The 11,537-nt window shown below is 62.9% G+C and carries 8 protein-coding genes and 1 pseudogene; 7 read left to right on the top strand and 2 right to left on the bottom strand.

Translation table 11 applies throughout. The annotated features are described in order from the left end of the window. Positions 1-103 (bottom strand): annotated as a pseudogene (locus ACFO24_RS07260) (IS5/IS1182 family transposase); the annotation flags it as partial. A gap of 282 nt (positions 104-385) precedes the next feature. On the opposite strand from ACFO24_RS07260, the gene hemH reads away from it, so the two are divergent. Then, positions 386-1,459 carry a ferrochelatase gene (hemH, locus tag ACFO24_RS07255; RefSeq protein ID WP_207576068.1) on the top strand — a complete coding sequence of 358 codons (1,074 nt, stop codon included), beginning with the start codon at positions 386-388 and terminating at the stop codon, positions 1,457-1,459. Positions 1,460-1,534: 75 nt separating this feature from the next. On the opposite strand, the gene ACFO24_RS07250 is transcribed toward hemH, so the two are convergent. Further along, a complete protein-coding gene (locus ACFO24_RS07250; protein ID WP_377737732.1) occupies positions 1,535-3,343 on the bottom strand; it encodes an extracellular solute-binding protein in 1,809 nt (602 codons plus the stop codon). A 68-nt stretch (positions 3,344-3,411) separates the two neighbouring features. Here ACFO24_RS07250 and fabI point away from each other — a divergent pair, with 68 nt between their 5' ends. The 6 genes from fabI to selA all read left to right on the top strand — a co-directional run bounded on the left by fabI (position 3,412) and on the right by selA (position 11,500). Next, positions 3,412-4,212: an enoyl-ACP reductase FabI gene (gene fabI / locus ACFO24_RS07245; protein ID WP_377737731.1), complete on the top strand. Its 801-nt coding sequence runs from the start codon at positions 3,412-3,414 to the stop codon at positions 4,210-4,212. Positions 4,213-4,451: 239 nt separating this feature from the next. Beyond that, positions 4,452-7,511 (top strand): formate dehydrogenase-N subunit alpha, encoded by a 3,060-nt coding sequence (fdnG, locus tag ACFO24_RS07240; protein WP_377737730.1) that lies wholly within the window; start codon positions 4,452-4,454, stop codon positions 7,509-7,511. A gap of 14 nt (positions 7,512-7,525) precedes the next feature. Further along, positions 7,526-8,455 carry a formate dehydrogenase subunit beta gene (gene fdxH / locus ACFO24_RS07235; protein ID WP_377737728.1) on the top strand — a complete coding sequence of 310 codons (930 nt, stop codon included), beginning with the start codon at positions 7,526-7,528 and terminating at the stop codon, positions 8,453-8,455. Further along, the gene (locus ACFO24_RS07230) at positions 8,452-9,078 is read left to right on the top strand and encodes a formate dehydrogenase subunit gamma (RefSeq protein ID WP_377737727.1); all 627 of its coding nucleotides are present in this window, start codon (positions 8,452-8,454) and stop codon (positions 9,076-9,078) included. The genes fdxH and ACFO24_RS07230 overlap by 4 nt, the downstream gene beginning before the upstream one ends. A gap of 93 nt (positions 9,079-9,171) precedes the next feature. Continuing rightward, complete coding sequence (gene fdhE, locus ACFO24_RS07225; RefSeq protein ID WP_377737726.1) at positions 9,172-10,161, top strand: formate dehydrogenase accessory protein FdhE; 990 nt, start codon at positions 9,172-9,174, stop codon at positions 10,159-10,161. 25 nt (positions 10,162-10,186) lie between these two features. After that, positions 10,187-11,500, top strand: coding sequence for an L-seryl-tRNA(Sec) selenium transferase (gene selA, locus ACFO24_RS07220; protein ID WP_377737725.1), 1,314 nt, complete (start codon positions 10,187-10,189; stop codon positions 11,498-11,500). Positions 11,501-11,537: the final 37 nt, after the last annotated feature.

Genomic DNA, 11,537 nt, shown 5'->3' with positions numbered 1-11,537 from the left:
CGACCAACGCAGCCCAGGGAACCACCAGATCCATCTGGGCAAGCAGTTCCTGCTTGCGGGTCTTCTTGGTACTCAGGTTCAGATCAAGGCTGCTTTGCTTCATGGCCGGTGAGGATGCCATTGCATGCTGACATGTACCAAACATTGCGGAGGGTTTTGCAGGATTTCCCTAACTGCGCAGTCAAGCTTTTCAAAAGCATTGCGCTGCCATAGTGGCCTGAGCTGGCCAAGCGAGTGCCCCACAGCAGACCCCAGGGTTATCACCGACAATCACCGGCCTGGATTCTGGATATCTCCTCTTGAATGATTTGATCGGCTTGTTCAACCCCCTGGCTGCGCCAGCGTGGCATCTGTGCTGCGGCATTTATGGAAATTTCCCTCCCCGATGAACGCTTCCCCCCTCCCCCATCAGGCCCTTGCTCCCCTCCATCCGGCGGCCCAGCCCGCGCCGCGTTCGGTGGCCATCGTGCTGTGCAATTTAGGCACGCCCGATGCGCCCACGCCCAAGGCGCTGCGGCGTTATTTGGCGCAGTTTTTGTCAGACCGGCGCGTGGTGGAGATTCCGCCGCTGTTTTGGCTGCCGATTCTGCACGGCATCATTTTGCGGGTGCGCCCGCGCAAGGCTGCGGCCAAGTACGCCAGTGTGTGGAGCGAGGCCGGATCGCCCTTGGCCGTTTGGACGCAGCGCCAGGCTGAGCTGCTGGGCCAGCGCCTGCAGCAGGCGGGGTTGGACATTCCTGTGCTGCCGGCCATGCGCTATGGCCAGCCGGCCATTGAGCGCCAGCTGCAGGCCCTGCACGCCCAGGGCCGCCAGCGCGTGCTGCTGCTGCCGCTGTACCCGCAGTACTGCGCGGCGACCACGGCCAGCGTGTTCGATGCCGCTACGCTGTGGCTGCAGCGCGCGCGCAGCTTTCCAGAGCTGCGCCTGGTGAACGATTACCACGACCACCCCGGCTACATCGGTGCCCTGGCCGACAGCGTGCGCCAGCACTGGCAGCAGCAGGGCAAGGCGGCCGAGCATTTGGTGATCAGCTTTCACGGCATCCCCGCGCGCAATGTGCAGCTGGGCGATCCCTATGCCGACCAGTGCCAGCGCACCGCGCAGCTGCTGGCCCAGGCGCTGCAGTTGCCGCCCGAGCGCTTGAGCGTCACCTTCCAATCGCGCTTTGGCCCGGCGCAGTGGCTGCAGCCCTACACCGAGCCCACGCTGCAGGCCCTGGCCAAGGCGGGCACGCGCAGCGTGGAGGTGATTTGCCCCGGCTTTGCCAGCGATTGCCTGGAGACGCTGGAAGAAATCAGCATGGAAGCGCGCGAGGCGTTTCTGGAGGCGGGCGGCCAAGAGTTTGCCTACATTCCCTGCCTGAACGACCGCACCAGCCACATCGACCTGCTAGAGCAGTTGGTGCAGCAGCACGTGGCGGGTTGGGTGGATGGCTGGGTGGATATGCAGCAGAAATAATATCTTGCACCGCTGAATAAAAAAGGACTTCAGGGTTAAAAGCACCTGAAGTCCTTTTTTTATCAGCGCTAACAGCTATTGTTTTTTATACCACCAGGTTTGCAGCACCCAATCTTCGCCCGTGGAATACGGCGGCAGCACGCTGGGCATGGCCAGCCGCCAGGCGTTGTAGGCCATGCGGTGGGTGCTGGCGTACCACTGGGGGATGAGGTAGTGGCCATGGGCAATCACCCGCTCCAGGGCATGGCAGGCCGGGAGCAGTTCGTCTTGCGTGCGGGCCGTGACGATTTTGTCAATCAGGGCATCGACCGCAGGATTCTTTACACCCGGGAAATTGCCTGAATCTTCTTGGTCGGCCGCCTGGCTGCCAAACAAATCGGCCAGCTCTTGGCCTGGGTTGTTTGTGCCCTGGTAGGCGATGCTGGTGATGTCAAAGTCAAACTTTTGCAGGCGCTGCTGGTACAGGGCAAAGTCCACCGCCCGGTAGCGCAGGCGGATGCCCAGCTTTTCTAAATTGCGCTGCCAGGGGGCGACCACGCGCAGGCCACCTTCGTTGCTGTCCAGGTATTCCAATTCCAGCGCTTGACCCTGGGCGTTGCGCAGCACGCCGCCCTGTACCGTCCAGCCCGCTTGCTGTAGCAGGGTGCGGGCCTGCAGCAAATTGGCCCGCAGGCTGCCAGGCGGGTTGGTGTTGGGCGGCACGGTCATGGGGCCCAGGGTGCCCGGCGGCAGGTCGTGGGCGTAAGGGGCCAGCAGCTGCTGCTCGGCGGGCGTGGGCAGGCCAGTGGTTTCACAAGGGGTATGGCCAAAAATGCCATTCACCCGCTGGTACGCGCCATAGAACATCTGGCGGTTCATCCACTCGTAATCCAGCGCCAGCCCCAGCGCCTGGCGCACGCGCACGTCCTGCAGGTGCGGCTTGCGGGTGTTGAGCACATAGCTTTGAAAGCCGGTGGGCAGCTGGTGGGCAAATTCGCCCTTGACCAATTCGCCGGAGTTGAACTTCTTGCCATTCACGCGCCGCGCCCAATCGCCGGCGCTGAAAAAGCGCATGACATCAAATTCGCCCGCTTTCAGGGCTTCGAGCTTGGCCGTGTTGTCTTTGTAGATATTGATTTCCACCCGGTCAAAGTTGAACGTGCCCACGCGCACCGGCAGGTCTTTGGCCCAGTAGTGGGGATCGCGCACGTAGGTGATGTCTTTGCCAAAGCGCACGGGGCCAATGCGGTAGGGGCCGCTGCCAATGGGCGGTTCCATCACCACCTGGTCAAACGGTTTGCCCGCGCCCCAGGCGCGGCTGAAAATGGGCAGGCTGCCCACGGTCAGCGGCAGTTCGCGATTGGGCGCTTTAAAGCGAAAGCGCACCGTGCGGGCATCCAGCACATCCACCCCGGCCACGTCGATGAGCAAGGTTTTGTAACCCGGCGAGGTGTGCGGCCCCACCAAGGTGTCAAAACTGTGTTTTACATCCTCGGCCAGCACCGGCTCACCGTTGTGAAAACGCGCCTGTGGGCGCAGCCGGAAGGTGGCCGAGAGGCGATCAGCGGCTACGCTGACATCCTCGGCCAGCAGGCCATAGCCGGTGGCCGTTTCGTCCATGCTGCCCGCCAGCAGGCTGTCAAACAGCAGTTGCGACAAATACGCCGGGGCACTGCCTTTGATGGTGAAGGGGTTGTATTTGTCAAACGTGGACGCGCGGCTATTGCTCACCAAACGCAGCGCACCGCCCTTGGGGGCCTGGGCATGCACATAGTCGAAATGCGCAAAATCTGCCGGGTATTTGGGGCTGCCCCACAAGGCGTAGGCGGGCTCGGCCCACGCAGAGCCGCTGAGCAAGGCACCGGTCAGCGCCACGAAGCCAATTATTTTCAGAGGTATGTGCATGCGACAATTCTGCCCCACGCAGGCTCTGCCTCATCCCTCTCTCTCTACGACCTCTAAGGAGCAACCCCATGGGTTTTCTGACCGGTAAAAAACTCTTAATCACTGGCGTTCTGTCCAACCGATCCATCGCCTATGGCATTGCCAAAGCCTGCCACGCCCAAGGGGCTGAGCTGGCGTTTAGCTACGTGGGCGAACGCTTTAAAGACCGCATTACCGAGTTTGCTGCCGAGTTTGATTCCAAACTGGTGTTCGACTGCGACGTGGCCGACGATGCGCAAATTGAAAAAATGTTCACCGACCTGGGCGCGGCCTGGGGCAAGTTTGATGGCTTTGTACACAGCATTGGCTTTGCCCCGCGCGAGGCGATTGCCGGCAACTTCCTCGATGGCATGACGCGCGAGAACTTCCGCATTGCGCACGACATCAGCGCCTACAGCTTCCCGGCCATGGCCAAGGCCGCCCTGCCCTACCTGAACGACAAGTCGGCGCTGCTCACCCTGTCGTACCTGGGCGCGCTGCGCTCTATCCCCAACTACAACACCATGGGGCTGGCCAAGGCTTCGCTAGAAGCCTCGGTGCGCTACCTGGCCGAGGCCGTGGGCCGCACCGAAGATGGCCGCAGCATTCGCGCCAACGGCATCAGCGCCGGCCCGATCAAAACGCTGGCGGCCAGCGGCATCAAAGACTTTGGCAAGCTGCTCTCGCGCATTGCCGATGCTGCGCCGCTGCGCCGCAACGTGACGATTGACGATGTGGGCAATGTGGCCGCCTTCTTGCTGTCGGACCTGGCCGCCGGGGTGACCGCCGAGATCACTTATGTGGACTGCGGCTTCAGCCAGACGGCGGGCCTGAGCAACGATCAGGTGTAACAAGCCTCTGACTGCCCTGCCAACCCGCAGCGTGCTGCGGGTTTTTTCATTAGGGTAAACCAGCTTTCACTAGTGTCTTCTACGTTTAAAGCTACTTAAAATGTAGCTTGTGCGTTTTTAAGGTAAGTTCTCTGCAAGCCTTTTGACCAGAATACGCAAACTTACCTATACAGTTCCCTCCAGGGTTTGGCAAAAACCCCGGATTCGTCCCTCCCCTCCCCCTATCAAGGAGTAACACCATGGTGCAAGTCTCCAGACGCCAGTTCATGCAAGTGACTGGTTCGAGTCTGGCAGCCTCCAGCCTGGCGGTACTGGGTTTTTCACCCAGCACAGCCTTGGCGGAAGTACGCCAGTTCAAACTTACGCAGGCCAAGGTCACGCGCCAAACCTGCACGTACTGTTCTGTGGGCTGCGGCCTGCTGATGTATGCGCATGGCGATAGCGTGCGCAACGTCAAAGAAACCATCATGCACGTCGAAGGCGACCCGGATCACCCGGTCAATCGCGGCACGCTGTGCCCCAAGGGCGCGGCGCTGATGGACTTTGTCAATAGCCCCAACCGCCTGAAATTCCCTGAATACCGCGCCCCCGGCTCCAACGAGTGGAAGCGCATGAGCTGGGATGAGGCGCTGGACCGCATCGCTCGCCTGCTCAAAGACGACCGCGATGCCAACTTCCAAGAGCAAAACGCCTCTGGCCAGACGGTAAACCGCTGGTTGTCCACCGGCATGCTGGCCGCCTCGGCCTCCAGCAACGAAGCCGGTTACATCACGCACAAAGTGGCCCGCTCCTGGGGCCTGCTGGCACTCGATAACCAAGCACGTGTCTGACACGGCCCGACGGTGGCAGGTCTTGCCCCGACGTTTGGCCGTGGAGCCATGACAAACCATTGGGTGGACATCAAGAACGCAGATGTCATCCTCATCATGGGCGGCAATGCCGCAGAAGCGCACCCGTGCGGCTTCAAATGGGTGACCGAGGCCAAAGAGCACAACGGCGCTTATTTCATGGTGGTCGATCCACGCTTTAACCGCTCTGCGGCGGTCGCTGATTTCTATGCACCGATTCGTTCGGGCTCGGACATTGTGTTCCTGGGCGGCATGATCAATTACCTGCTCACGCACGACAAAATCCACCACGAGTATGTGAAGAACTACACGGACTTCAGCTTCATCGTGCGCGAGGATTTTGCGTTCGACGAGGGCATCTTCTCGGGCTACAACCCCGAGACGCGCACTTACGACAAATCCACCTGGGACTACGAGCTGGGCGAGGATGGCTTTGTCAAGGTCGATCCCACCTTGCAGCACCCGCGCTGCGTGTACCAGTGGCTCAAGCGCCACTACGCGGGCTACACCCCGGAAAAGGTCGAGAGCATCTGCGGCACGCCCAAGGAGAAATTCCTGCACGTGTGCGAGAAGTTTGCCTCCACCGCGCAAGCCGGTCGCGTGGCCACCATCATGTACGCCCTGGGCTGGACGCAGCACACCACGGGGGCGCAAATGCTGCGTACCGGTGCCTTGGTGCAGCTGCTGTGCGGCAACATTGGCGTGGCCGGCGGCGGCATGAATGCGCTGCGTGGGCACTCCAACATCCAGGGGCTAACCGACCTGGGCATTCTCTCGGCCTCGCTGCCGGGCTACCTGACCCTGCCCAACGAGAAGGAACAGGACTACGAGCAATTCATCGCCACGCGCACGCCCAAGCCGCTGCGCCCCGGCCAGATGAACTACTGGGCCAACTACTCCAAATTCCACGTCAGCCTGATGAAGGCCTGGTGGGGCCCAGCGGCCACGCAGGAGAACAATTGGGCGTTTGACTACCTGCCCAAGCTGGACCAGTCCTACGACATGCTCAAGATCTTTGACCTGATGAACCAGGGCAAGGTCAATGGCTACATCGCCCAGGGCTTCAACCCGCTGGCCTCGCTGGCCAACTCCAACAACGTGCGTGAGGGGCTGAAAAAGCTCAAGTTCCTCATCGTCATGGACCCGTTGGTGACCGAGACTTCCGAGTTCTGGAAAAACCACGGCGAGTACAACGATGTGGACCCCGCCAGCATCCAAACCGAGGTGTTCCGCCTGCCCACCACCTGCTTTGCCGAGGAAGATGGCGCCATCGTCAGCTCCTCGCGCGTGCTGCAGTGGCACTGGAAAGCGGCCGATGCCCCGGGTGAGGCCAAGACCGACATCACCATCATGTCGGCCCTGCACCTGCGCCTGAAAAAGCTCTATGCGCAAGAAGGCGGCAAGTTCCCCGGCCCCATCGCCAACCTGTACTGGCCCTATGCCCAGGCCGCGCACCCCAGCAGCGAAGAAATCGCCAAGGAGTACAACGGCCGTGCCCTGGTCGATCTGACCGATGCCGAGGGCAAAGTCATTCGCAAGGCAGGCGAGCAACTGGCCGGCTTTGGCGAGATGCGGGCCGATGGCAGCACCTTGGGCGGCTGCTGGATCTGGTCGGGCTGCTGGACCTCGTCCGGCAACCAGATGGCCCGGCGCGACAACAGCGACCCCACCGGCATTGGCAACACGCTGAACTGGGCCTGGGCCTGGCCGGCCAACCGCCGCGTGCTGTACAACCGCGCCTCGTGCGACCGCCAGGGCAAGCCCTTTGACCCGGATCGCGTGCTGGTGCAATGGAACGGCAGCCGCTGGGTGGGCGCAGACGTGCCGGACGTGGGCCCCACGCTCGACCCCGAAACGGTGAACCCTTTCATCATGAACCCCGAAGGGGTGGCGCGCTTCTTCTCCCGCAAGGGCATGAACGAAGGGCCGTTCCCGACCCACTACGAGGCCTTTGACAACCCGCTGGGCTACAACCCGATGTACCCGGAGAACAAGCTGGCCGTTATCAGCCCGGCCGCACGGATTCTGGAATCGGCCAAGGGCACGGCGGGCGACCCCAAAGAGTTCCCGCACGTGGGCACCAGCTACCGCCTGACCGAGCACTTCCACTACTGGACCAAGCACGTGCACCTGAACAACATCGTGCAGCCGGAGCAGTTTGTGGAAATTGGCGAGGCGCTGGCCAAAGAGCTGGGCATCGAAACGGGCCAACAGGTCAAGGTCAGCTCCAAGCGCGGCTTTGTCAAGGCGGCGGCGGTCGTGACCAAGCGCATCAAACCGATGCAGATCGACGGCAAGACCATCCACCACGTGGGCGTGCCCATCCACTGGGGCTTTGTCTCCCAGGGGCGCAAGGGGCACATGGCCAACAATCTGACGGCATCTGTGGGCGATGGCAACAGCTTCACCCCCGAATCCAAGACCTTCCTCGTGAAGGTCGAAAAGGTGTAAAGGAGTAAAGAGCAATGTCTTCGACCATGTCTTTAGATATCAAGCGCCGTTCGGCCACCACCACCCCCGCGCCCAGTGCGCGGGGGGCGCACGCGGGCGAGGTCGCCAAGCTGATCGACGTCTCCAAGTGCATCGGCTGCAAGGCCTGCCAAACCGCCTGCATGGAGTGGAACGATCTGCGCGACGAGATCGGCACCCTGGCTGCGGGCGTGTACGACAACCCGACCGATCTGACCGATCAGTCCTGGACCGTGATGCGCTTTGCCGAGTACGAGAACGAGGCCACCGGCAACCTGGAGTGGCTCATCCGCAAGGATGGCTGCATGCACTGCGAAGACCCCGGCTGCCTGAAAGCCTGCCCCTCGCCCGGCGCGATCGTGCAGTACGCCAACGGCATCGTGGACTTCCAGCAAGACCAGTGCGTGGGCTGCGGTTACTGCGTGACGGGCTGCCCGTTCAACGTGCCGCGCATCTCCAAAAAGGACAACAAGGCGTACAAGTGCACCTTGTGCTCTGACCGCGTGGCCGTGGGGCGCGAGCCGGCCTGCGTCAAAACCTGTCCGACCGGGGCCATCATGTTCGGCACCAAGGCCGCCATGCACAGCCAAGCCGAGCGGCGCATCGGCGACCTGCAAAGCCGTGGCTACGCCAACGCCGGCCTGTACGACCCACAAGGGGTGGGCGGCACGCACGTCATGTACGTGCTGCACCATGCGGACAAGCCTTCGCTGTACAAAGGCCTGCCCGACGATCCCAAGATCAGCCCCATGGTGGCGCTGTGGAAAGGCGTGGCCAAACCCCTGGCCATGGCTGCCCTGGGCGCTGCTGCCGTGGGCAGCCTGTTCCACTACATCACCAAAGGCCCCAACGAGGTATCGAAGGAGCTGGAGGACGAAATGGAACGCAAAGACCAGCAAGCTGCTGAAAAGGAGACCCAGCCATGATTCGCAACCCGCGTGATTTGGTGCGCTACAACGCATCGGAACGGGCCAACCACTGGGTGGTGGGCATCTGCTTCATCCTGCTGGCGCTGTCGGGGCTGGCGTTCTTTCACCCGGCGCTCTTTCCGCTGACACAGCTGTTTGGCGGCGGGGCCTGGACGCGCATCCTGCACCCCTACATCGGGGTGGTGATGGCACTGAGCTTTTTGGTCATGGCGCTGCGCTTTGCCAAGCTCAACATCATGGAGCCGCGCGACTACGAGTGGCTGAAAAACGTGGACAAGATGATCGACGGCGACGACCACAACATGCCCGAGCAGGGCAAGTACAACGGCGGCCAAAAACTGCTGTTCTGGGGGTTGGTCATCAGCATGGCGGCCATCACCGTCAGCGGCGTGTTCATGTGGCGTGCCTGGTGGACACCGGCGGTGGACATCGTGCGCCTGGCCTCGGTGGTGCATGCCATCGCGGCCGTGGCCATGATCGGGCTGATCATCATGCACGTGTATGCCGCCATTTGGACGCGCGGCACCATCCGCGCCATGATGTACGGCACCGTCACCCGCGCCTGGGCCAAACAGCACCACCGGGGCTGGTACCGCAAGGTTACCGGCGACAATGATTAAGCTTAAAAACAGCCGTTAAGGCTTATCAAACAACCGCCGACAGCTCTCTAAAAAAGAGCAAGTCGGCGGTCTTTATTTTGAGGAAGATGTTTTATGTCACGACGCATCCTGCAACCCGGCGAGATCGAGGCGCTGGACAACACCACCTTCCCGCGCGTGCTGCCGCCGCACATCGGCAGCCTGTTTCTTGAACGCGCCGCCCGCTTGCGCCAACTGGCCAGCGGCAACCCCATTGCCGATTACCTGGAATTTGCCGCCCACATCGTCAGCGCCCAGCACCAGGCGGCCCAGGCGCTGCCCCCGCCCGCAATCGAGCGCAGCGCCATGCAACGCGCCCAGGCGCACGGCATGCCGCTGTTTGCCGCAGCCGAGCAACTGGACACCGGCCTGCACGACTGGCAGCAGACGCTAGAGCACATCCTGAACACCCTGGCCAGTCAGACCACCGGCCTGCCCGAAGCGTTGCAGCCCCTGATTGCCGAACTGCGCCAACTGCCCAGCGACGAGCGCAACACCATTGCCCGGCAGCTGCTCAACAAAGACCTGGCGGCCCGCTACATCGGCATGGCCCCCTTCATCATGGCCGCGCTGCAAGTGCGCCTGGCGCAACTGGCCGCCACCTTGCACGAGGCCGACATGCCGCTCATGCAGCCGGCCACCGTCTGCCCCGTCTGCGCCAGCGAACCGGTGGCCAGCGTCATCCGCATCGGCGGGCAGGCCAGCGGCCACCGCTACCTGCACTGCGGCGGCTGCGGCACCGACTGGCACATGGTGCGCGTCAAATGCTCGCACTGCGAAAGCACCCAGGGCATTCAGTACCAAACCATCGAAGGCGACCAAGGCGTGGTGCAGGCCGAAACCTGCACCGCCTGCGGCAGCTACCGCAAAATCGTCAATCAAGAGAAAGACCCGCTGGCCGAACCCCTGGCCGACGACCTGGCCAGCCTGATGCTGGACTTGCTGATGAGCGAAACGCGCTTTCAACGCGCCAGCGCCAACCCGCTGCTGTACGTGGCCGTGGCCCAGGAGCAGGCCGACACCGGCGCAGACGACGGCCTGATCGACCCCTTCCCCGCCCCTTGATTTCTACCCTCCTTTGCCGCAGCCCATGACCCCCTCGCCCCGCATCCCTTCCGTTGATGCCCTGCGTGCGCAGCTGCGCAGTGGCACGCTCAGCGCCGCGCACACCGCCCCAGCGGCCATCGCCGCCCAGGTGCAGCAGGCGCTAGAGCACCGCCACGCGCCGCGCCTAAAACCCGTGTTCAACCTCACCGGCACCGTGCTGCACACCAACCTGGGCCGCGCCCTGCTGCCGCAGGAGGTGGTGGCCAGCGTGACCCAGGCGCTGACCTGCCCGATGAACCTGGAATACGACCTGGAAGACGGCGGACGCGGCGACCGGGACGATTTGGTGACCGACCTGATCTGCCAACTCACCGGGGCCGAGGCCGCCACCATCGTGAACAACAACGCCGCCGCCGTGCTGCTCACCCTGGGCGCACTGGCCGCCGGGGGCGAAGTGGTGGTTTCGCGCGGCGAGCTGGTGGAAATTGGCGGTGCGTTTCGCATCCCGGACATCATGGCCCAGGCCGGCTGCCGCCTGGTTGAGGTGGGCACCACCAACCGCACCCACGCCCACGACTACGCGCGGGCCATCAGCGAGCACACCGCCTTGCTGATGAAGGTGCACACCAGCAACTACGCCATCCAGGGCTTTACCACCAGCGTGGCCGATGCCGAGGTGGCCGCCCTGGCCCACGCTGCCAGCCTGCCCATGGTGGTGGATTTGGGCAGCGGCACCCTGGTCGATATGGCCGCCTACGGCTTGCCGCCCGAAGTGACCGTGGCCCACACCATTGCCAGCGGGGCCGATGTGGTGACGTTTAGCGGCGACAAGCTGCTGGGCGGGCCGCAAGCGGGCATCATCGTCGGGCGCAAGGACTTGATCGCCCGCATCAAGCGCCACCCCTTGAAGCGTGCCCTGCGCGTGGGCAAGCTCACCCTGGCTGCGTTAGAGGCCACGCTGCGCCTGTACCAGCACCCCGAAACCCTGGCCCAGCGCCTGACCACGCTGCGCCTGTTCACCCGCCCCGCCAGCGCCATGCAGGCCCAGGCCCACGCACTGGCCCCGCTGCTGCAAACCGCCCTGGGCAGCGATTGGCAAGTCACCCCCAGCCCCATGCGCAGCCAAATTGGCAGCGGCGCCTTGCCCGTGGACAGCCTGGACAGCTTTGGCCTGCAGCTGCGCCCAGCCAGCAAAACCGCCAGTGTCACCCAGCTGCAAGAGCGCCTGCGCCGCCTGCCGCGCCCGGTCATTGGCCGTGCCCAAGAGGGGGCGCTGTGGCTGGATTTACGCTGCCTGGAAGCGGCCGAGCAAGACGTGTTCGTTGCACAGCTGCCTTCGATGCCTGCACAAACATAGCTGCTAGCGCTTTATTGACAATGGTTTTATAGTATTT

The organism is Comamonas denitrificans (genome assembly GCF_042654745.1).
GTDB lineage: Bacteria > Pseudomonadota > Gammaproteobacteria > Burkholderiales > Burkholderiaceae_C > Comamonas > Comamonas denitrificans.
This window is presented reverse-complemented; position numbering and strand designations above follow the sequence as displayed.

Coding starts and splice junctions, on each gene's coding strand:
- hemH (WP_207576068.1), top strand. CDS start 386: ATGAACGCTTCCCCCCTCCCCCATCAGGCCCTTGCTCCCCTCCATCCG.
- ACFO24_RS07250 (WP_377737732.1), bottom strand. CDS start 3,343: ATGCACATACCTCTGAAAATAATTGGCTTCGTGGCGCTGACCGGTGCC.
- fabI (WP_377737731.1), top strand. CDS start 3,412: ATGGGTTTTCTGACCGGTAAAAAACTCTTAATCACTGGCGTTCTGTCC.
- fdxH (WP_377737728.1), top strand. CDS start 7,526: ATGTCTTCGACCATGTCTTTAGATATCAAGCGCCGTTCGGCCACCACC.
- ACFO24_RS07230 (WP_377737727.1), top strand. CDS start 8,452: ATGATTCGCAACCCGCGTGATTTGGTGCGCTACAACGCATCGGAACGG.
- fdhE (WP_377737726.1), top strand. CDS start 9,172: ATGTCACGACGCATCCTGCAACCCGGCGAGATCGAGGCGCTGGACAAC.
- selA (WP_377737725.1), top strand. CDS start 10,187: ATGACCCCCTCGCCCCGCATCCCTTCCGTTGATGCCCTGCGTGCGCAG.